Raw genomic sequence first — 20,895 nt, forward strand, 5'->3', positions numbered from 1 at the left:
GCATGAGCCAGCCCCGCTCCCCCCTGCACTGGCACATCGGCCTCGTCGGCTACGGCGAGGTTGGCCGCATCCTGGCGGAAGACCTGCGCCAGCTGGGCGTGCGCGTCAGCGCCTACGACCGCAAGCTGGACGAGCCGGTCAGCGCCGAACCGTTGCGCAGCCATGCGGCCAACCTTGGGGTGGCGCTGGCACCGTCGCCGCTGGCACTGGCCGCCGACGCCGACTGCCTGATCAGCGCGGTGACCGCCGACCAGACCGTGGCGGTGGCCGAAGCCTGCGCCCCGGCGCTGCGCCACGGCGCCTTCTTCCTCGACCTCAACTCCGCCTCGCCGGCGGCCAAGCAGGCAGCCGCGGCGCTGATCGACCGTGCCGGCGGCCGTTACGTGGAAGGCGCGGTGATGACCAGCGTGCCGCCGTATCGCAGCAAGGTGCCGCTGCTGCTGGGTGGCGAGTCGGCGGCGGCGCTGTGCCCGCTGCTGGGCGAGCTGGGCTTTGCCGCCCGCGTTGCCAGCGCGCAACTGGGCGTCGCCTCGGCCACCAAGATGTGCCGCAGCGTGATGATCAAGGGGCTGGAAGCGATGGTGATCGAAAGCCTCAGCACCGCCCGCCACTACGGCGTGGAAGACGCGGTCGTGGCCTCGCTGTACGAAACCTTTCCCGGCATCGACTGGGAACAACAGGCGGCGTATTTCTTCCAGCGCGTGATCGAGCACGGTCGCCGCCGCAGCGAGGAAGTGCGCGAAGTGGCCAACACCGTCGCCGACGCCAGCCTCACGCCTTGGTCGGCCAGCGGCACCGCCGCCCGTCAGGCGTGGATGGCCGATCTCGCCGATGCCGGCGTATTCGGCAGCAAGCATGCCCCCGATTTTGCCCGCAGCCCGGACTGGCGCACCGAAGCCGATCGGCTGCTAGCCAGCCTCACACAGAAAGACTGAACCATGCACTTTGAAAAAACCCCCGGCTGGCTGGACTGGTACCAGGGCCCAAGCACCCCCAAATTCAAACTGCCGGCCGGCGCGGTGGATGCCCACTGCCACGTGTTCGGCCCCGGCGCGGAGTTCCCGTACGCGCCGGAACGCAAGTACACCCCGTGCGACGCCAGCAAGGCGCAGCTGTTCGCGCTGCGCGACCAGCTCGGCTTTGCCCGCAACGTGATCGTGCAGGCCACCTGCCACGGCGCCGACAACCGCGCCATGGTCGATGCGCTGCTGCATTCCGACGGCAAGGCACGTGGCGTCGCCACCGTGCGCCGCAGCGTGAGCGATGAGGAGCTGCAGGCGATGCACGACGCCGGCGTGCGCGGCGTGCGCTTCAACTTCGTCAAGCGGCTGGTGGACTTCACCCCCAAGGACGAGCTGATGGAGATCGCCGGCCGCATTGCCCGCTTCGGCTGGCACGTGGTGATCTATTTTGAAGCGGTGGACCTGCCGGAGTTGTGGGACTTCTTCACCGGCCTGCCCACCACCGTGGTGGTCGACCACATGGGTCGCCCCGACGTGAGCAAGCCGCTGGACGGCCCGGAGTTCGAGCTGTTCCTGAAGTTCATGCGCGAGCACCCGAACGTGTGGAGCAAGGTCAGCTGCCCGGAACGGCTGTCGCTGACCGGCCCGCGCGCGCTGGACGGCGAGCAGGCTGCCTACCGCGACGTGGTGCCGTTTGCACGCCGGGTAGTCGAGGAATTCCCGGATCGGGTACTGTGGGGCACCGACTGGCCGCACCCGAACCTGAAGGACCACATGCCGGACGACGGCCTGCTGGTGGACTTCATCCCGCACATCGCGCCGACCGCCGAGCTGCAGCAAAAGCTGCTGGTGGCCAACCCGATGCGCCTGTACTGGCCGGAAGAAACACAGGAAGCGTAAATCATGGCACTGAACAAACCGTATCTGGACCTGCCCGGCACCACCATTTTCGATGCCGAGCAATCGCGCAAGGGCTACTGGCTGAACCAGTTCTGCATGTCGCTGATGACTGCCGACAACCGCGCCCGTTTCAAGGCCGACGAGCGCGGCTATCTCGACGAGTGGGCGATGAGCGAGGAGCAGAAGCAGGCGGTGCTGGACCGCGATCTGAATCGCTGTATCGCGCTGGGCGGCAACATCTATTTCCTGGCCAAGATCGGCGCCACCGACGGCAAGAGCTTCCAGCAGATGGCCGGCAGCATGACCGGCATGAGCGAGGAAGAATACCGCGACATGATGCTGGGCGGTGGTCGCTCGGCAGAAGGCAACCGCTATCTGGGCGAAGACGGCGACGCCCAGCCGCAGCACCAGCCGCAAGGCAAGAGCAAGGGGAGCAACTGATATGGCACGCATTACCGCGAGCGTTTACACATCGCACGTGCCGGCCATCGGCGCGGCACTGGATCTGGGCAAGTCGCAGGAGCCGTACTGGCAGCCGGTGTTTGCCGGCTACGACTACGGCAAACAGTGGATCAAGGAGCAGAAGCCGGACGTGATCTTCCTGGTCTACAACGACCACGCCACTGCTTTCAGTCTGGATTTCATTCCGACCTTCGCCATCGGTACCGGCGCCGAATACCAGCCGGCCGATGAGGGCTGGGGGCCGCGTCCGGTACCCAAGGTGATGGGCCACCCGCAGCTGGCCGCACACATCGCGCAGAGCGTGATCCAGGACGACTTCGACCTCACCATCGTCAACAAGATGGACGTCGACCACGGCCTGACCGTGCCGCTGTCGCTGATGTTCGGCCAGCCTGAAGCCTGGCCGTGCGCGGTGATCCCGTTCGCCGTCAACGTGGTGCAGTACCCGGTGCCGTCCGGCCGTCGCTGCTTCCAGCTGGGCCAGGCGATCCGCCGCGCGGTGGAGTCGTTCGACGGCGACCTCAACGTGCAGATCTGGGGCACCGGCGGCATGAGCCACCAGCTGCAGGGCCCGCGCGCCGGCCTGATCAACAAGGAATGGGACAACGCCTTCCTCGACCGCCTGATCGCCGACCCGGCGGATCTCGCGCAAATGCCGCACATCGACTACGTGCGCGAAGCCGGTTCCGAGGGCATCGAGCTGGTGATGTGGCTGATCGCGCGCGGCGCGATGAGCGACGTCGCCGGCGGCCCGGCGCCGGAGCTGAAACAACGCTTCTACCACGTGCCGGCATCCAATACCGCCGTGGGTCATCTGATTCTGGAGAACAAGCAATGAGCAAGACCATCAAGGTAGCGCTGGCTGGCGCCGGCGCCTTCGGCATCAAGCATCTGGACGCCATCAACCTGATCGACGGCGTGGAAGTGGTATCGCTGGTTGGCCGCCGCTATGAGGCCACCAAGGAGGTCGCCGACAAGTACGGCATCGCCCACGTGGCCACCGATCTGGCCGACGCGCTGGCGCTGCCGGAAGTGGACGCGGTGATCCTGTGCACCCCGACCCAGGTGCACGCCGCGCAGGCGATGCAGTGCCTCAAGGCCGGCAAGCACGTGCAGGTGGAGATTCCGCTGGCCGACAGCCTGGCCGACGCCGAGGCGGTGGTCGCACTGCAGCAGCAGACCGGCCTCGTGGCCATGGTCGGCCATACCCGCCGTTTCAACCCCAGCCACCAGTACGTGCACCAGAAGGTGCAGGCCGGCGAGTTCAACATCCAGCAGATGGATGTGCAGACCTACTTCTTCCGCCGCACCAATATGAACGCGCTGGGCCAGGCGCGCAGCTGGACCGACCACCTGCTGTGGCACCACGCCGCCCACACCGTGGACCTGTTCGCCTACCAGGCCGGCAGCCCCATCGTGCAGGCCAATGCGCTGCAAGGCCCGATCCATCCGGAGCTGGGCATCGCCATGGACATGTCGATCCAGCTGAAGGCGGCCAACGGCGCCATCTGCACGCTGAGCCTGTCGTTCAACAACGACGGCCCGCTGGGGACTTTCTTCCGCTACATCGGCGACAGTGCCACCTACATCGCGCGCTACGACGACCTGTACAGCGGCAAGGAAGAGCAGATCGACGTATCGAAAGTGGCGGTATCGATGAACGGCATCGAGCTGCAGGACCGCGAATTCTTCGCCGCCATCCGCGAAGGCCGCGAGCCGAACTCGTCGGTGGCCAAGGTGCTGCCGTGCTACCAGGTGCTGGCCAAGCTGGAACAGCAGCTGAACGCCAGTCTGTAAAAAACCTGTTTACGATCAGCTGCGCGTCGGCGATACGGCGTTGAAAACGGCTTCGGATGCTCATTTACTCTGAGTAAACTCCGCTTCCTCAGCCGTTTTCGCCTTGTCTCGCTCTAGCTCGCAAGATCGTAAACATGCTTTAAGGAGCAAACCCATGCAACAGCGACAACTCGGCCCGTTCTCGGTCTCGGCCATTGGCCTCGGCTGCATGAACCTCAGCCACGCCTACGGCGTGCCGCCGACGCCGGAACAGGCCGAGGCGCTGTTGCTGGCGGCGCTGGACGCCGGCATCACCCTGTTCGATACCGCGGCGCTGTACGGCTTTGGCGCCAACGAGGAGCTGGTGGGCCGCGTGCTGGCGCCGCACCGCAACCGCATCACGCTGGCCAGCAAGTGCGGCATGACCGGGGTGGAGGGTAAAAGGGTGATCGACGGCCGCCCGGAGACGCTGAAGCGCACCTGCGAAGACGCGCTGCGCCGGCTGCGTACCGAGGTCATCGACCTGTACTACCTGCATCGCTGGGACAAGCAGGTGCCGATCGAGGACAGCGTCGGCGCGCTGGCCGAGCTGGTGCGCGAAGGCAAGATCCGCAGCATCGGCCTGTCGGAAGTGTCCACCGCCACCCTGCGCCGCGCGCACGCGGTGCACCCGATTGCCGCGCTGCAGACCGAGTATTCGCTGTGGACGCGCAACGCGGAGATCGCGGTGCTGGATGCCTGCAAGCAGCTGGGCGTGGCCTTTGTCGCCTTCAGCCCGCTGGGGCGCGGCTTCCTCGCCGACGGCCTGCCGGACATGGCCACGTTGGCCGCACTGGACGGCAAGGACATCCGCCGCGCGATGCCGCGCTTCGCCGCGGACAACTATGCGGCCAACCTTGACTTCCTCGCCGCCTACCGCGACATCGCCGCCGCCGCCGGCTGCACCCCGGCGCAACTGGCGCTGGCGTGGCTGTTTACCCGCGGCGAGCACGTGATCCCGATTCCGGGCACCACCCGCCTGGCGCACCTGCGCGAGGACGTGGCCGCCAGCCGCGTGCAGCTGCGCGTGGAAACGCTGCAACAGCTGGAGGCATTGCTGGCATGGCTGCCGATTGCCGGCGCGCGTTACAACGCGGCGACGCAGACCGAGATCGACACCGAAGAATTCCGCGCCTGAGGCGCAACACTGATTGCGACCCATGCTCGATATCCTGGCGGTGATCGCCCCTATTTTCATGCTGATCGGGCTGGGCTACCTCGCGGTGCGGCTGGCGCTGTTCCCGCAGGACAAGCTGGCGGCGCTGGGCCTGCTGGTGGTGCGCTTCGCGCTGCCGGCGCTGATCCTGCACTCGCTGTCCAGCCGCTCGCCGGCGGAATTGCTCAACACCCCCTATCTCGCCGCCTACGCCGCCGGCTCGCTGGCGATGCTGCTGCTGGGCACCGGCTGGGCAATGCTGGCCCGCCAGCAACCGTTGCCGCGCGCCGCGCTGTACGGGCTGGGCATGTCCTGCTCCAACAGCGCCTTTGTCGGCTACCCGATCGTGTACCAGCTGCTGGGGCCGGTGGCGACGCTGGCGCTGGCACTGACCATGGTGGTGGAAAACCTGCTGATGCTGCCGCTGGGCATCGCCTTGTCCGAGGCCGACGGCTCGCGCCAGGAGCGCTTCCTGCGCGCCTTCGGCCGCTCGCTGCTGGGGCTGCGCCGCAACCCGATCATCCTCGCCATCGTCGCCGGGGTGACGCTGGCGCTGCTGGACCTCAGCCTGCCGCCGCTGCTGGCCAAGCCGGTGGCGATGCTGGGTACCGCGTCGGCGCCGGTGGCGCTGTTCGTGATCGGCGGCTCGCTGGTCGGCCTGCCGCTGCGCAGCATGCTGCGCGACGTCAGCATCCTCGCCAGCGGCAAGCTGCTGCTGCACCCGCTGCTGGTGGCGGGGGCGCTGCTGCTGTTCGGCCCGCTCGACCCGCGACTGGCGATGGCCGGGGTGCTGACCGCGGCGATGCCGATGCTGAGCATCTTCCCCATCCTCGGCCAGCGCCACGACATGCAGGGCTTCTGTGCCGCCACCCTGCTGCTGGCGACCACCAGCTCCTTTCTCACCATCAGCGCCGCAATCTGGCTGCTGCAGCATTACCCGTTTTTTCATTAGGCACCGGGCACAGACCCGGGCCACATGCCGCAAAGACGGCAGGCCGCGCGCGCCCGCAGGGGCTTGCGGCCAACATCAAGCGACGACGAGAAAAAGCCCGCACCCAGGGCACGACCACAACCTCGCAGGAGACAACTCAAGATGCACACCCCGCAACACGACACCCCCGTCATCGCCCTCGCCAGCGCGCAGCCCACCCTGCGCCAGCGCTGGCACAGCGCGATGGCCGTTGGCCACACGCGCTGGTGGATGCTGGCACTGGTGTTCTTTGCCACCACCATCAACTACATCGACCGCGCTGCACTGGGCGTGCTGCAGCCGATTCTGGCCAAGGAGCTGAGCTGGACGGCGCAGGACTACGCCAATATCAACTTCTGGTTCCAGATGGGCTACGCCATCGGCTTTGCCGTGCAGGGCCGCTTTATCGACCGCGTCGGGGTGAAGCACGCCTTCGCGCTGGCGGTGCTGCTGTGGAGCCTGGCGGCCGCCGCGCACGGGCTGGCGGCGTCCGCCGTCGGTTTCATGATCTGCCGTTTCCTGCTCGGCCTGTCCGAGGCGGCCAACTACCCGGCCTGCGTCAAGACCACGCGGCTGTGGTTCCCGGCCGGCGAACGCGCGATGGCCACCGGCCTGTTCAACGCCGGCACCAACGTCGGCGCGCTGGTGACGCCGGTGCTGCTGCCGCTGATCATGATGGTGTGGGGCTGGCAGGCGGTGTTCTTCGTCATCGGCAGCTTCGGCCTGATCTGGCTGCTGTACTGGCTGCGCCACTACCACGACCCGGCGCAACACCCGGGCGTGAGCCGCGCCGAGCTGGACTACATCAGCGCCGAGGCACAGGCGCCGGCCGGCAAGGTGCCGTACTCGCGCATCCTGCGCCTGCGCGGCACCTGGGCCTACGCGCTGGCCTTTACCATGACCGCGCCGGTGTTCTGGTTCTACCTGTACTGGCTGCCGCCCTTCCTCAACCAGCAGTACCAGCTGGGCATCAGCGTGACGCAGATGGGCATCCCGCTGATCGTGATCTACCTCACCGCCGATGTCGGCAGTGTCGGCGGCGGCGCGCTGTCGTCGTGGCTGATCGCGCGCGGCATGGCGCCGATCCCGGCACGGCTGGCCGCCATGCTGATCTGTGCGCTGTGCATCCTGTCCATCATCGGCGCCGCCGGCGCCAGCAGCCTGTGGCTGGCGGTGGCCGCCATTTCGCTGGCCATCGGCGCGCACCAGGCGTGGACCGCCAATATCTGGAGCTTGGTGATGGATTTCACCCCGAAGGAAGTGGTCGGCAGCGTGTTCGGCTTTGGCAGCATGATCGGCGCCGTGGGCGGCATGTTCATGACCCAGATCGTCGGCTACGTGCTGACGGTGACCAACAACAACTACTCGGTGCTGTTCACGCTGATTCCGTGCTGCTATTTCGTGGCGCTGACCTGGCTGTACTTCATGGCGCCACGGCAGGTGGAAACCCTGCCGGACTGATGCCGGCAACGTAGCCCGGACCCGCGCGGCGCCTCCCGCCTCCGGGGCGGCGCCGCGCCCCTGTCACCCCCGCCGCCGGCGGGGGGGACGCTTTCTAGGCGGTCGCCAGCACCTCGGCCGCCACCTGCTCCAGCTCGCGGCGCAGCCAGCTGTGCGCCGGGTCGTGGCGGTATTTCAGGTGCCAGATCATGTACATCGGCATGCGGCCAACCTTGGCCGGCAGCGGGCAGCTGGCAAAGTCGCGCATCAGTCCGCGCCCGAGCAGGCCCGGCAGCGTCGCCAGCAGGCCGCTGCCGCGCAGGAAGGCCGGGATGCCGGCGAACGACGGCACGGTGACGGCGAAGCGGCGCGCGATGCCGCGCGCCTCCAGCTGCAGGTCCACGTCCAGCATCCGCCGCGGCGCGTACAGCACGGTGACATGCTCGGCGGCGAGATAGTCGTCCAGCCGCGCCGGCGCCGCGCGCTGCGCCGGATCGTAGAACACGCGGTAGTCGTCCTCGAACAGCCGCTTCTGCAGGATGTCGCCGGCCTCCGGCGGCCGCGGCGAGATCGCCAGCTGGCAGTGCTCGTCGCGCAGCATCTCGCTGCTGGGCACATCGGACGGGATCACCCGCAGCCGTACCCCCGGCGCCTGCTGCCGCAGCCGCTGCCACAGCGGCGGCAGCAGCAGGTCGCGCTGGAAGTCGTTGGCGGCGATGATGAAGGTGGTGTTCAGTGTCGCCGGCGCAAACGCCTCGCCGGCGGCAAAGCGCCGCATCTCGTCCAGCAGCACCCGCGCCTGCAGCGCCAGCGCCTCGGCACGGGCGGTGGCCACGATGCCGCGCCCGCTCTTGACGAACAGCGGATCGCCGGTGATCTGGCGCAGCTTGTCCAGCAGATGCGACACCGCCGACTGCGTCACCCCCAGCCGCCGCGCCGCGCCGGTGACCGACTGCTCCTCGATCACCGCCAGCAGCAGCTGCAGCAAACGGCCGTCCAGCTGCAAATGATCGAAATCGCTCATACGTGCCATCAATACCCCTGTCTTTATTCCGGTTATTACTTTGCCGATACTACCCGACACAGCAAACGCTGCAAGCAGGGAAACCAATAGGGAGAACAGGATGGAGACAACAAAACGTAAGCTCCGCGTCACCGGCACCGCGGTATTCGACGGTGATCTGGCGCAAAAGGGCTACGCGCTCAACAAGATGTGCTTTTCCTTCAACGACGCGGCCAACCGTCAGGCCTTCGCCGCCGACGAGGCCGGCTACTGCCAGCGCTACGGCCTGAACGCCGAGCAGTACGCGGCGGTGCGCGAGCGCAACGTGCTTGGCCTCTTGGCCGCCGGCGGCAATGTCTACTACCTCGCCAAGTTCGCCGGCATCCTCGGGCTGGACGTGCAGGACCTCGGCGCGCTGCAGACCGGGATGAGCAAGGAAGCGTTCAAACAGATGTTGCTGGAGGCAGGGAAATAATCATGGCAAAAATCGTAGGCGGCATTACCACTTCACACGTTCCGGCCATCGGCCGCGCCATCGCGCAGAACCTGCAGCAAGACCCGTACTGGAAGCCGTTCTTTGACGGTTTCCCGCCGGTGCAAAAGTGGCTGGACGAGGTGAAGCCGGACGTGGCGATCGTGATCTACAACGACCACGGCCTGAACTTCTTCCTCGACAAGCTGCCGACCTTCGCCGTCGGCGCCGCCGCGCAGTACCACAACGCCGACGAAGGCTGGGGCATCCCCACCCTGCCGCCGTTTGCCGGCGACGCCGAGCTGTCGTGGCAGCTGATCAATGGCCTGGTGGCGGACGAATTCGACATCACCACCTGTCAGGAAATGCTGGTCGATCACGCCTTCTCGCTGCCGATGAAGCTGCTGTGGCCCGAGCAGGACCGCTGCCCGGTGCGCACCATCCCGGTGTGCATCAACACCGTGCAGTACCCGCTGCCGTCGGCCGCCCGCTGCTACAAGCTGGGCGAGGCGATCGCACGCGCGGTGGCGTCGTGGCCGGATGACCTGAAAGTGGTCATCATCGGCACCGGCGGCCTGTCGCACCAGCTGGACGGCGAGCGCGCCGGCTTCATCAACAAGGCCTTCGACCTGCAGTTCATGGACAGCCTCACCGCCGCCCCCAAATGGGCGACGCAGTACAGCAACGAGGAGCTGGTGGAGCAGACCGGCACCCAGGGCGTGGAGCTGCTGATGTGGCTGACCACCCGCGGCGCGCTGCCGGGCGAGGTGGTGGAGCTGCACCGCAACTACCACATCCCGATCTCCAACACCGCCGCCGGGCTGATGCTGTTCGAATGCCGCTGAGCCCGAGCAGCAGCGCCGCGCTGACGTCGTAAAAAAAGCACCGTTCCCCTGCCGGGACGGTGCTTTTTGCTTAAGTGGCGTGGCCGTGGCCAGCCGACGTGCGGCTCAGCCCGGCGGCCGCAGGTAGGCCAGCACCGCCTCCACCAGCATCTTGCGGTGCGATTCGCGCGACGCCTCGCTGACCATGTCGCGGCCGAAAATGGTCTGGAAGGTGTAGCGGTTGGCGACGCGGAAGAAGCACAACGAGCTGATCAGCATGTGCAGGTCGGTGGCATCGACCTCGGGGCGGAACAGCCCCGCCGTCTTGCCGCGCGCCAGCACGCCGTCGAGCACCTCGATGATGCTGCGGTTCAGCGACTTGATCTTCGACGACTGCGCGATGAACTTGCCGTGGTGGATGTTCTCGATGCTGACCAGGCGGATGAAGTCGGTGTGCGCGGCGTGGTAGTCGAAAGTGAACTCCGCCAGCCGGATGATGGCGTCCACCGGCGACAGTTCGGCCAGGTCCAGCCCGGTTTCGATGTCGCGGATCTCGCCGTAGCAGCGCTCCAGCGCCGCGATGTACAGCTCTTCCTTGCTGCGGAAGTAGTACACCACCATGCGCTTGATGGTGCCGGCGCGCTCGGCGATGGCGTCCAGCGTGGTGCCGCTGAAGCCGGTCAGCGCGAACTCGCTCACCGCGGCATCGAGTATGCTTTTCTTCATGCCCTCCGGGTTGTTCTTGCGCTTTTGCTTGACCACCGCGCTGCCTTCCGGCGCCTCGACACTGTTTTTCATGATCGGCACATCTGTTCCAGACTGAGTGAACGCCGCACCGGCAACGACGGCCGCCGCGGACAAGACCTCCATCCTATCAAAAAGCGCCGCCGCTGTATTTGCGCGCCGGGCGGCTGTTGCGGCCAACCCTGGCCGCGTACGGAACTCTGCCGCCGTTGCCAGCCACCAAGCAGGATTGCCCGCTCCCCCGAACCCGCCCGACACCATGCCCATCCGCGCCCTGACCCTGCCGCTACTGGCCGCCGTGTTCGCTCTCGCCGCCTGCAGCCAGACCCGCCCGCCGCCCAAGCCACCATTGGGACAGGCCAGCTTTGCCAGCTACCAGCAGGAGACGCGGCAATGGCTGCGCCAGCATCGCCAGTTCCTCGGCGCCGACATCGAGCGCGAGCTGGACTACAACAGCCCGCACGAGTGGCGGCCGGCCGGTGCGCCGCGCGGCGGCGTGCTGCTGGTGCACGGGCTGGGCGATTCGCCGTTTTCCTTTGTCGACATCGCGCCGCGGCTGGCGCAGCAGGGCTGGCTGGTGCGCACCGTGCTGCTGCCCGGCCATGGCAGCACGCCGCAGTCGCTGCTGCCGGTGGCGATGGCCGACTGGCAGCAGGTGGTGCGCGAACAGACGCAGCTGCTGCAGCGGGAGGTTGGCCGCGTCTGGCTCGGCGGTTTTTCCACCGGCGGCAATCTGGTGCTGGGCGAGGCGCTGGCCAATGCCGGTATCGCCGGCCTGCTGCTGTTCTCGCCCGGCCTCAAGTCCGACAGCCGCCTCGATTGGCTGACACCGTGGCTGGCACCGCTGCGGCCGTGGCTGCGCCAGCCGGAGCCAGGCCGCGCGCAGCAGACGCCGGTGCGCTACCTGAACGTGCCGACCAACGGCTTCGGCCAGTACTACCGCAGCAGCGCCAGCGTGCGCGCACAGCTGGCGCGCCAGCCCTACCCGCGGCCGGTGCTGATGGTGCTGAGCGAGCACGACTCGGTGCTCGACGTGCGCTACACGCTGGCGCAGTTCAGCCAGCGCTTCAGCCATCCGCACAGCCGGCTGATCTGGTACGGCAACGCGCCGGCCAGCAGCGACCAGCGCGTGCTGTGGCGCCCGGACCGGCTGCCACAGCAGCGCATCAGCCAGTTCTCGCACATGAGCGTGCTGTTTGCGCCGGACAACCCGCTGTACGGCCGCGACGGCAGCCTGCGCCTGTGCCAGAACGGGCAGGACGCCGCCGATGACGCCGCCTGCCGCAACGGCGCCACGGTGTGGTATTCCGACTGGGGCTACCGCGAAGCCGGCAAGGTGCACGCCCGGCTGACCTTCAATCCCTATTTCGACTGGCAGCTGCAGCAGATACAGCAGCTGCTGGCAGGCAGCAGCGCCGGCGACGCCACGCTGCAGCAGGCGGCCGGCGCGCGCTGAGCCGTCCGCCGCCACGCTTGCGGCCAACGTTGGCCGCAAGCGCGGCACTCGGCAGGCCGGATGCCAGCCGCTACACTACGGGCTTCCATTACGCCGGCCTACACCGGATTGCACCGGATCGCCCCCATGCCTGACTGCTATCAGCCGCTGCGCCAGCCGCGCAGCGAGTACCACCACTTCAACGGCCATCCCTGCCACGTGCTGCGCTGGGGCGAGGCCGACGCGCCGGCGCTGTTCATGCTGCACGGCTGGATGGATTGCGCGCTGACCTTCCAGTTCGTCGCCGACCTGCTGCCGCAGTGGCAGATCATCGCCCCGGACTGGCGCGGCTTCGGCGACAGCGGCTGGAACAGCGGCAGCTACTACAGCGCCGACTACCTCGCCGATCTCGACGCGCTGCTGCAGCACTACAGCCCGCAGGCGGCGGCCAACCTGGTCGGCCACAGCATGGGCGCGATGGTCAGCGGCCTGTACGCCGGCATCCGCCCGGAGCGGGTGGCGAAGCTGGCGCTGGTGGAGGGCTTCGGTCTCGCCGACAGCCGCGCGGCCGAGGCGCCGGGCCGCTACGCGCGCTGGCTGCGCGAGAAGCAGCAGCCACCGGCCTACCAGCCGCTGGCGTCACTGGCGGCGGTGACACGCCGGCTGCAGGAGCGCAACCCGCACCTGGGCGCCGACAAGGCCGCCTTCATGGCACAGGCGCTGACCACGCAGCGCGACGGCGCGCTGAGCTACCGCGCCGATCCGCGCCACAAGATGGTCAATCCGGTGCTGTACCGGCTGGAAGAGGCCAAGGCCTGCTGGCGTCGCATCAGCTGTCCGGTGCAGTGGGTGATCGGCGGCGAGATGTGGGATCACCCGATGGCCAAGGGCGTGTTCGACACCCTCGACGAACGCCGCGCCTGCTTTGCCGACCTGCGCGAAGCGGTCATCGCCAACGCCGGCCACATGGTGCAGTGGGAGCAGCCGGCAAGCCTGGCCGCAACGCTGCAATCGTTCTTTGCTCAGGAATAATCCGTCTAAGCGAGCTATGGATTTCGGGCTGCCCTTAACGTAAGGTAAACGCCATTGTCGTTTTTACCGGAGCCCGCCATGACCCGCTACGCCCGCCATCTGCAACAGCGCACCATCGTCAACCCGTTCCAGGGCCTGCCACGGCTGGAGGCCGCCATCGGCCGCCGCATCGTGTCGCGCATCGGCTCCAACGAGAGCATGCCGATTGCCGGCCACCCGCTGGCGACGCAGTGGGGCGAGGCGCTGTACGAGCTGGCGCGGCTGTACCCGGACCCGTACGCCACGGCCATCCGCGAGCGCGCCGCGGCGCTGAACGGCGTGGACGCGGCCAACGTGGTGGTCGACGCCGGCGCCGACAGCCTGATCGCGCTGTTCCTGCGCGCGCGGGTGTCGCCCGGCGACGTGGTGGTGTGCACCGCCGGCACCTACCCCACCTTCCGCTACTTTGCCGAGGGCGTCGGCGCCGAGATCGTCGAGGTGCCGTACGCCGAGCACGACGGCGTGCTGGTCAACGACCTGCCGGCGCTGGCCGCCGCCGCCAACGCGCACCAGGCGGCGCTGGTCTACCTCGCCAACCCGGACAACCCGACCGGCACCTTCCACCCGCGCGACGCCGTCGCCAGCCTGCGCGCCGCGCTGGCCGACGACACCCTGCTGCTGCTGGACGAGGCCTATGTCGACTTCTGCGCCGCCGCCGAGCGCCAGGGCGTGCTGGCCAACACCGTGCGCCTGCGCACGCTATCGAAGGCGCACGGCCTCGCCGGGCTGCGTGTCGGCTACGCCATCGCGCCAGAGGAATGGATCAGCAAGGCCGACCAGATCCGCACCCAGTTTGCCGTCTCAAGCGTGGCGCAGGCGGCGGCGGTGGCGGTGCTGGATGCGCCGCACTGCGCCGACACCATCATCCGCGACACCTGCCGGCTGCGTGAGCAGCTGCACGCGGCACTGGCCGGCGGCGGGCTGCGCGTGCTGCCGTCGCACACCAACTTTGTCTGCATCGTGTACCCGGATACCGACAGCGCGCTGCAGCGGCAAAAGGCGCTGTTGCAGCAGGGCATCGCGGTGCACCGTCCGCCGCATCCGGCGATGCAGCACATCCTGCGCGTCACCGCTCACCCTGACGCATGTCAAGATTCAACCATTGCCGTACTGCTGCCAGGCTAAACACGGGTACACTGTGCCGTATTGCCCTGTACCCACCCCACCATAAAAAGCGGCCGCAACATGAAGGTTCCCCATTTCGACCAAGACACCACCGCCGCGCTGGTACGCAACCTGGTAATTCCGCCGCGTCCGGCGCTGCTGGACCAGCTCGCCGCGTTGCGCAACGATCCGGAGATGAGCCTGCTGGATGTCGCCGGGCTGATCGCCACCGACATCGGACTGTCGGCCGCCATTCTCAAGGCCGCCAACAGCCCGCTATTCAGCAGCCAGCGCAACATCACCTCGGTGCAGCAGGCGGTCAGCCTGCTCGGCACCCGCAACACCATCACCCTGGTCAGCGGCCTGCTGCTGCGCCTGGCGCTGACTGCAGAATCGCCGCCGGCGATCGAGCAGCTCTGGGAACGCAGCATGCAGGAGGCCGCCATCGCCGCCGCGCTGTGCGAGCGGCTGGGCCGCCCGACGGAAGAGTGCCAGAGCTTTGCGCTGTTCCGCAGCTGCGGCATCGCGGTGATGCTGATGCGCGATACGCGCTACGAACGCACACTGCGCCTGATCGGCCAGGCGCGCGACCGCCAGATCAGCAAGATCGAGCAGGAATTCCACAACACCAGCCACGACATCGTCGGCTACCTGGTGGCACGCACCTGGAACATGCCGGAGCCGTTCTGCCAGGCGATCCTGCTGCAGCACCAGCCGGAGCTGTTCCAGGTCGGCAGCGAGCCGCTGCTGGACCACGAGCACATGATGATGGTGGCGGTGGCGCGCGCGGCACAGTACGTGTGGCGCACCAGTACCGACCACCACGGCGACGGCGCCTGGCGCGAGCGCGCCGACGACATCGTCAGCTATCTGGGCATGGACAGCACCGAGTTCGAGGACTGGGTCGACAGCATGCACCACCAGCTGCACCACTGAGCGCTGCCTCCTCGGCGGCAGCCATGAAAAAACCGGACGCTGGCGTCCGGTTTTTGTTTGTGCTGTGCACGCTGTTTCAGTGGCGTGCTTCGCGCACCGCGGCCATCACGTCGAAGTTGAACAGGCGATTCACGTCGTCTTCATCGAACACATAACGTTGGCCGCAATACTCGCAGCCGATCTCGATGCTGCCCTGCTCCAGCACCACGTCGGCCGCCTCCTGGCCGCCGAGCAGCTTCAGCATCTCGCCGACGCGCTCCTCGCTGCAGTTGCAGGCAAAGCTGACCGCCGCCGGGTCGAACACGCGCACCGTTTCCTGGTGGTAGAGCCGGTACAGGATGTCGTCGGCCCCCAGTGTCAGCAGCTCGTCCTGCTGCAGGGTGTCGGCCAGCGCCACCACGTGCGGCCAACCTTCGGCGTCGCCGTGACCGTCCGGCAGGCGCTGCAGCAGCAGGCCGGCGGCGGTATCGTCGTTGCAGGCCAGGATAAGGCGGGTGTCCAGCTGCTCCGAGCGCTGCATGTAGTTCTCCAGCATCTGCGCGATGCTGTCGCCCTCCAGCGCCACGATACCCTGCCACGGCTCGCCCTCTTTCGGCTCCAGCGTCACCACGAAGGTGCCGCCCTCGCCCAGCAGCTCGGCCAGCGGCGCGTCGGTGATGGCGGCGTCAAAGCGCGCGGTGGCGCGCACGGTGCGCTCGCTGGTGCATTCCGCCACCGCCAGGCGCAGCGCGCCCTTGCCGTGCAGCTGCATGATCAGCGTGCCGTCGAACTTGAGGTTGGCAGCCAGCAGGCTGCTGGCGGCGACCATCTGGCCCAGCACGTGGCGCACCGCCGCCGGGTAGTTGTGGCGGGTCACCACCTGCTGCCAGGCACCGTCCAGGCGCACCAGCGCGCCGCGGACCGGCACACCGTCGAACAGGAAGCGCTGCAGGGTATCGGCTTGGTTCATTTGTCAGAATCCTTATCAATCGAAACAGTGTAGAGCGACATCGGCAACGCGCTGCTGGCGTCGAACTCGGCGCCGGCACGCACCGCCGCCTCGGCGATCGCCCTGGCGTCCAGCGCGCTGTCGTACAGCGCGTGCATCGCGCCCATCGCGAACTTGCGGCCGGAGCCGATGGCCCAGAAACGGGAAAATTCGTACACCTCGCGCATCGGGTAGACGCCGAAGATGCCGTGGCTATTGGCGACCAGCACCATCATCTGGCTGGATTCGTACGGGTCTTCCTCGTCTTCTTCCGGGCGCAGGAAAAAGTGGTCTTTCAGCTTGGGGTGGATCTTGCGAAAGGTCTCGAACAGGCCGCTGCGGCTGGACAGATCGCGCGATTTCATCCCCTTCAGCGCGCCCTGCAGCACCAGGTCGTGCGCCGCCGAGCCGGCAATGGCCAGATAGCTGTCGCCGAGACGGAAGATCTTGTCGTGAAACACGTCATAGGCCGCCGGCAAGCGCTGGTCGTCGCCAAACGTGGTCTGGCTGTCCGCCGCGATGGCGATCTGCCCGTTCTTGCGTACTACCACGATGGTGGTCATCGCCATCTCCCCCGGAAAAGAAAGCAAAGGTGGTGATTTTACTGGAAATTGCAAGCCCTGCCTGCATCCGGCGCGGCAACGGGCTTGGCGGGCGCGCCGCTGCGTGAAACAATAAGGCATCACCCCGGCAACACCGCAGAAACGGACCCACCATGTGCCAGCTGCTCGGCATGAACTGCAATACCCCGACCGACATCCTGTTTTCCTTCGAGGGCTTCCACCGCCGCGGCGGGCTGACCGACCATCACGCCGATGGCTGGGGCATCGCCTTTTTCGAGGGCAAGGGCGTGCGCCTGTTCATCGACGACAAGCCGTCGGCGGATTCGCCGGTGTCGGCGCTGGTGCGGCAGTACCCGATCAAGTCGCAAAACGTGATCGCGCACATCCGCAAGGCGACGCAGGGCGTGATCAACCTCGCCAATTGCCACCCGTTCCAGCGCGAGATCTGGGGCCAGTACTGGATCTTTGCCCACAACGGCGACCTGAAGGATTTCCACGCCCACCCCGGCTGCTACTACAACGCGGTGGGCAGCACCGATTCCGAGGCCGCGTTCTGCTACATCATGGAAGCGCTGCGCGCCAAGTGGTGCACGCCGCCGGATACCGCCACGCTGTTTGCCGAAATCGCGCGCCTGGCCGCCGAGCTGCACGGCTACGGCATCTTCAACTTCATGCTGTCCAACGGCGACTGGCTGATCACCCACTGCAGCACCAAACTGCACTACATCGTGCGCCAGGCGCCGTTCCCGGCGGCGCACCTGGTCGACGAGGACGTCACCGTCGACTTTGCCACCGTGACCACCCCCGACGACCGTGTCGCGGTAATCGCCACCATCCCGCTGACCGACAACGAGCAGTGGACGGCGATGCAGGCCGGCGAAATGATCCTGTTCCGCGACGGCGCGCCGCTGCTGCAACACCAGTCCTGATCCCCCCAACGTTGGCCGCAAGGCCGGAAAGCCCCCATGCCGCACCTGACTGCCGAATACAGTGCCAATCTCGACCGCCTTGCCGTGCGCCCGCTGCTGCACGCGCTCAATGCCGCGCTCATCGCCAGCGGCCAGTTCGAGGCGCTGGACATCAAGAGCCGCGCGCTGCGGCTGGACGACTACCTGGTGGGCGAGGCCGACGACGGCCACGCCTTCGTGCACGTCCGCCTCGACCTGCTGGCGGGGCGCAGCGACACGGTGAAGCAGGCACTGTCGACGGCGCTGCTGCAGGTGCTGGACGCGCAGGTCGCGGCCCCGCCCGGCGTCGCGCTGCAGCGCTGCGTGGAGGTGCGCGACATCCACCGCGCCAGCTACGCCAAGTCGTGCGCCTGAACGGCGACACCGCACAAAGAAAAAGGGAGGCCGCGGCCTCCCTTTTTTGATGCGTGCACTGCAAAACTCAGTAGGACAACGACTCGTGACGGGTCGGCACCAGCGCACCGGCCGACAGCGACATCATCAGCAGCGCGATGCGTTCGTGCATGATCACCGTGTGACTGTTACCGGCAAACTGCATGAAACGGCGCAGGTCCTCGCGGACTTTGCGCGAGCCGGTGAGGTCGATGATGATGTCGATGCGTTCGCCCTGCTCGGCCAGCTCGATGAAGTTATCGGTGACCGGCACCCCTGCCTCGCGCGCGATCGCGATGCCCGGCAACGCAAGATTCAGCTCCGCGACGCCGACCAGTTCGACAAAAGGCGCAGCCAGCAGCTGCTTGAGTAGCGGCGTACCGGTTTCACCGGCCCCCACCATGGCAATGCGGATTTTTTCCATTGTGACCTCCATGACTGCCTATGCACCAGGCATCAGGCATCAGAAGGCGACACTCTAGCAATCCGCGCCGGCCGGCGAATTGCGCTGGATCAATTCCCCGCCGCATCCTGCACCGCCAGGAAGGCCTGCAGCTCGGCCAGCGTCGGCATGCCGCCCTGGGCGCCAACCCGGGTCACCGCCAGCGCGCCGGCGGCGGCGGCCAGCCGCATCGCCGTCTCCACCCCCTGCGGCAGGAAGGCCGCCAGCGCGCCGTTGAAGGTGTCGCCGGCGCCGGTGCTGTCCACCGCCGTCACCGCGAAGCCGCGCTGGTGGTGCAGGCTGCCGTCGGCGCGCGCGTGCCAGGCGCCCTGCTTGCCGTGCGTCATCACCACCTTGCCCGGCAGCGCGGCCAGCAGCGTCGCGATGTCCTCGCCCTCGCGCTGCAGCAGCAGCGCCAGCTCGTGTTCGTTCGGCGTCAGCAGGCTGGCGCCGTCGATGATGTCCTGCGGCAAGACAATTGCCGGCGCCGGGTTCAGTATCACCGGCACGCGGTGGCGCGCCGCCAGCGCCAGCAGCGCGCGCACCGTCGGCAGCGGGATTTCCAGCTGCGTCAGGATCACATCGGCGGCGGCGATGGTGGCCGCGGCAGCCTCGATATCGGCCGGCAACAGCTGGTGGTTGGCGCCGGGGATCACCACGATGTGGTTGTCGCCGCCGCTGACGGTGATCACCGCCACGCCGCTGGCAACACCGTCGGCCACGCCGACGTGGCGGGTGTCGACGCCCTCCGCCTGCAGCCCGGCCAGCAGCTCGCCGCCGAAGGCGTCGCGGCCAACCTTGCCCACCATGCTGACCTCGGCGCCCAGCCGCCGCGCCGCCACCGCCTGGTTGGCGCCCTTGCCGCCGGGCAGGGTCAGGAAGCGCTCGCCGGTGATGGTTTCGCCCGGTTGCGGAAAGCGCGGCGCCAGCGCCACCAGATCCATATTGATGCTGCCTACCACCACCACCTTGCCCATACCCTGCCCTCGTGTGCTGTCGTTATCGGAAATATCAATGCGGCGCGCTCGGCCGCCATCGCCGCGGCGCCCCGCACGCAGCGCGCAGTATCGCCGCCATGAAAAAGGCTGCCAAGTGCCCGCCTGGCGGCGGACAGCTGGCAGCCCGGTGCCGCGCGGCCCGGCCGCGCTCAGTGCAGGCTGGTCTGCGACAGGAAACGGATGTAACCGACACTCTCCAGCCAGTAACCGCCGTCGGACAGCGGTGTCGCCTCTTCCAGCTCGGCCACGGTCAGCGTGAACTCGCTGCCGTCGAGCGAGGCCTCCAGCGCCACGTCGTCTTCGTCGGCGTAGTCTTCCGAGGCATACATGAATTCGGGCTTGATCAACTGGTTGTTGATCTGGATGTAGTCGGACTGATTCAGCAAGCGCAGGATGTTCATGATGGTCTCCTTGGTGCTGCCACGCTCCGTCACGAAAGGCGGGGCCGGTTTACATGCTAGCCATGACAAACTTTGCCGCAGCGTGCCGGTAGCCGCAGCCTGCTACATCCAGCCACGCTCCGCGAGGGATTCGGCGTGGCTGCCGGTGACCACAAAATGATCCAGTAAACTGATATCGACCAAGGCCAGCGCCTGCTTGAGGCTGGCGGTCAGTGCCCGGTCGGCGGCGGAGGGTTCCGCCACGCCGGACGGATGGTTGTGCGCGACGATCACCGCATGGGCATTGTGCTGCAGTGCGCGGCGCACGATCTCGCGCGGGTAGACCCGCGTCTCGGTGAGGGTGCCCCTGAATATTTCTTCGACCGCCAAAACCCGGTTTTGTGCCGTCAGGAACAGCGCCACGAACACCTCCACATCGCGCACCCCGATCGCCAGCCGCAGGTACTGCCGCACCGCCTGCGGGCTGGACAGTGCATCGCCCAGCTGCATTTCCTCCGCCAGCACCCGCCGCGCCAGCTCCTTCACCGCCATGAACTGCGCGTACTTGGCCGGCCCCAGCCCGCTGCCGCGGGCAAAATCGCCCGGCTCCGCCGAAAGCAGCTTGCCCAGACTGCCGAAGCGCTGGATCAGCTGCCGCCCCATGTCCACCGCCGAACAGCCGCGGATGCCGGTGCGCAGGAAGATGGCCAACAACTCGGCATCGGACAGTACCGCCGGGCCGCGCTGCAACAGCTTTTCGCGCGGACGTTCCGCTTCCGGCCAGTGGGCAATCGACATCGCAGACTCCTTATTGGGCTATAGCATGATATGTAGCAGGTTTTTAATGACATATCACTATTATGTAGTACCGCGCCCACGCGCCGCGCTGCCGGCGGCGGCGAATACGTTAC

General features: G+C 67.3%; 24 protein-coding genes. 16 read left to right on the top strand and 8 right to left on the bottom strand.

The genetic code is table 11. The features are described 5' to 3' along the window. Positions 1-2: 2 nt before the first annotated feature. The 8 genes from C8E02_RS10735 (at position 3) to C8E02_RS10770 (ending at position 7,726) form a co-directional block, all read left to right on the top strand. The gene (locus C8E02_RS10735) at positions 3-935 is read left to right on the top strand and encodes an NAD(P)-dependent oxidoreductase (protein ID WP_120810774.1); all 933 of its coding nucleotides are present in this window, start codon (positions 3-5) and stop codon (positions 933-935) included. A gap of 3 nt (positions 936-938) precedes the next feature. Beyond that, on the top strand, positions 939-1,862 hold the full coding sequence (locus C8E02_RS10740) for an amidohydrolase family protein (RefSeq protein ID WP_047965605.1): 924 nt from the start codon (positions 939-941) through the stop codon (positions 1,860-1,862). Positions 1,863-1,865: 3 nt separating this feature from the next. Beyond that, a complete protein-coding gene (gene ligA / locus C8E02_RS10745) occupies positions 1,866-2,303 on the top strand; it encodes a protocatechuate 4,5-dioxygenase subunit alpha (protein ID WP_047965606.1) in 438 nt (145 codons plus the stop codon). 1 nt (position 2,304) lies between these two features. Continuing rightward, a complete protein-coding gene (locus C8E02_RS10750) occupies positions 2,305-3,162 on the top strand; it encodes a class III extradiol dioxygenase subunit beta (RefSeq protein ID WP_120810775.1) in 858 nt (285 codons plus the stop codon). Further along, positions 3,159-4,121, top strand: coding sequence for a Gfo/Idh/MocA family oxidoreductase (locus C8E02_RS10755; RefSeq protein ID WP_120810776.1), 963 nt, complete (start codon positions 3,159-3,161; stop codon positions 4,119-4,121). The genes C8E02_RS10750 and C8E02_RS10755 overlap by 4 nt, the downstream gene beginning before the upstream one ends. A 154-nt stretch (positions 4,122-4,275) precedes the next feature. Then, complete coding sequence (locus tag C8E02_RS10760) at positions 4,276-5,277, top strand: aldo/keto reductase (RefSeq protein WP_120810777.1); 1,002 nt, start codon at positions 4,276-4,278, stop codon at positions 5,275-5,277. 22 nt (positions 5,278-5,299) lie between these two features. Then, positions 5,300-6,247 carry an AEC family transporter gene (locus C8E02_RS10765; RefSeq protein WP_047965610.1) on the top strand — a complete coding sequence of 316 codons (948 nt, stop codon included), beginning with the start codon at positions 5,300-5,302 and terminating at the stop codon, positions 6,245-6,247. A 141-nt stretch (positions 6,248-6,388) separates the two neighbouring features. After that, the gene (locus C8E02_RS10770) at positions 6,389-7,726 is read left to right on the top strand and encodes an MFS transporter (RefSeq protein ID WP_120810778.1); all 1,338 of its coding nucleotides are present in this window, start codon (positions 6,389-6,391) and stop codon (positions 7,724-7,726) included. Between the two features lie 94 nt (positions 7,727-7,820). Here the strand turns inward: C8E02_RS10770 and C8E02_RS10775 are convergent, their stop codons facing one another. Then, positions 7,821-8,738, bottom strand: a complete 918-nt coding sequence (locus C8E02_RS10775; RefSeq protein ID WP_211329221.1) for a LysR family transcriptional regulator — start codon at positions 8,736-8,738, stop codon at positions 7,821-7,823. A gap of 91 nt (positions 8,739-8,829) precedes the next feature. Between C8E02_RS10775 and C8E02_RS10780 the strand changes: the two genes are divergently transcribed. Beyond that, complete coding sequence (locus C8E02_RS10780; protein WP_047965613.1) at positions 8,830-9,183, top strand: protocatechuate 4,5-dioxygenase subunit alpha; 354 nt, start codon at positions 8,830-8,832, stop codon at positions 9,181-9,183. Between the two features lie 2 nt (positions 9,184-9,185). After that, a complete protein-coding gene (locus C8E02_RS10785) occupies positions 9,186-10,025 on the top strand; it encodes a class III extradiol dioxygenase family protein (protein ID WP_120810780.1) in 840 nt (279 codons plus the stop codon). A gap of 105 nt (positions 10,026-10,130) precedes the next feature. Here C8E02_RS10785 and C8E02_RS10790 read toward each other — a convergent pair whose 3' ends face one another. After that, a complete protein-coding gene (locus C8E02_RS10790; protein WP_120810932.1) occupies positions 10,131-10,802 on the bottom strand; it encodes a TetR/AcrR family transcriptional regulator in 672 nt (223 codons plus the stop codon). A gap of 205 nt (positions 10,803-11,007) precedes the next feature. Here C8E02_RS10790 and C8E02_RS10795 point away from each other — a divergent pair, with 205 nt between their 5' ends. The 4 genes from C8E02_RS10795 (at position 11,008) to C8E02_RS10810 (ending at position 15,294) form a co-directional block, all read left to right on the top strand. Further along, positions 11,008-12,204, top strand: a complete 1,197-nt coding sequence (locus tag C8E02_RS10795) for an alpha/beta hydrolase (protein ID WP_120810781.1) — start codon at positions 11,008-11,010, stop codon at positions 12,202-12,204. 126 nt (positions 12,205-12,330) lie between these two features. Next, a complete protein-coding gene (locus C8E02_RS10800) occupies positions 12,331-13,215 on the top strand; it encodes an alpha/beta fold hydrolase (RefSeq protein WP_120810782.1) in 885 nt (294 codons plus the stop codon). A gap of 78 nt (positions 13,216-13,293) precedes the next feature. After that, entirely contained in the window at positions 13,294-14,379 is a 1,086-nt protein-coding gene (locus C8E02_RS10805) for an aminotransferase class I/II-fold pyridoxal phosphate-dependent enzyme (RefSeq protein WP_120810783.1), read from the top strand. Between the two features lie 60 nt (positions 14,380-14,439). Next, positions 14,440-15,294 (top strand): HDOD domain-containing protein, encoded by an 855-nt coding sequence (locus C8E02_RS10810; RefSeq protein WP_047965616.1) that lies wholly within the window; start codon positions 14,440-14,442, stop codon positions 15,292-15,294. A 76-nt stretch (positions 15,295-15,370) separates the two neighbouring features. Here C8E02_RS10810 and hslO read toward each other — a convergent pair whose 3' ends face one another. Together hslO and C8E02_RS10820 are read right to left on the bottom strand one after the other, a co-directional pair. Then, complete coding sequence (gene hslO / locus C8E02_RS10815; RefSeq protein ID WP_047965617.1) at positions 15,371-16,243, bottom strand: Hsp33 family molecular chaperone HslO; 873 nt, start codon at positions 16,241-16,243, stop codon at positions 15,371-15,373. Beyond that, positions 16,240-16,824, bottom strand: a complete 585-nt coding sequence (locus tag C8E02_RS10820; protein ID WP_120810933.1) for an Ntn hydrolase family protein — start codon at positions 16,822-16,824, stop codon at positions 16,240-16,242. Before C8E02_RS10820 ends, hslO begins: the two co-directional genes overlap by 4 nt. A gap of 152 nt (positions 16,825-16,976) precedes the next feature. On the opposite strand from C8E02_RS10820, the gene C8E02_RS10825 reads away from it, so the two are divergent. Then, a complete protein-coding gene (locus C8E02_RS10825) occupies positions 16,977-17,753 on the top strand; it encodes a class II glutamine amidotransferase (protein WP_120810784.1) in 777 nt (258 codons plus the stop codon). Between the two features lie 36 nt (positions 17,754-17,789). Then, on the top strand, positions 17,790-18,146 hold the full coding sequence (locus C8E02_RS10830) for a 5-carboxymethyl-2-hydroxymuconate Delta-isomerase (protein WP_120810785.1): 357 nt from the start codon (positions 17,790-17,792) through the stop codon (positions 18,144-18,146). 67 nt (positions 18,147-18,213) lie between these two features. Here the strand turns inward: C8E02_RS10830 and C8E02_RS10835 are convergent, their stop codons facing one another. The 4 genes from C8E02_RS10835 to radC form a co-directional block, all read right to left on the bottom strand. Further along, positions 18,214-18,588: an oxidoreductase gene (locus C8E02_RS10835; protein ID WP_047965620.1), complete on the bottom strand. Its 375-nt coding sequence runs from the start codon at positions 18,586-18,588 to the stop codon at positions 18,214-18,216. A gap of 89 nt (positions 18,589-18,677) precedes the next feature. Further along, positions 18,678-19,583: a ribokinase gene (rbsK, locus tag C8E02_RS10840; protein WP_120810786.1), complete on the bottom strand. Its 906-nt coding sequence runs from the start codon at positions 19,581-19,583 to the stop codon at positions 18,678-18,680. A 170-nt stretch (positions 19,584-19,753) separates the two neighbouring features. Then, positions 19,754-20,005, bottom strand: a complete 252-nt coding sequence (locus tag C8E02_RS10845) for a hypothetical protein (RefSeq protein ID WP_047965788.1) — start codon at positions 20,003-20,005, stop codon at positions 19,754-19,756. 102 nt (positions 20,006-20,107) lie between these two features. Then, positions 20,108-20,782, bottom strand: coding sequence for a RadC family protein (gene radC, locus C8E02_RS10850; protein WP_047965622.1), 675 nt, complete (start codon positions 20,780-20,782; stop codon positions 20,108-20,110). Between the last annotated feature and the right edge of the window lie 113 nt (positions 20,783-20,895).

This window comes from Vogesella indigofera (assembly GCF_003633895.1).
Lineage (GTDB): Bacteria > Pseudomonadota > Gammaproteobacteria > Burkholderiales > Chromobacteriaceae > Vogesella > Vogesella indigofera.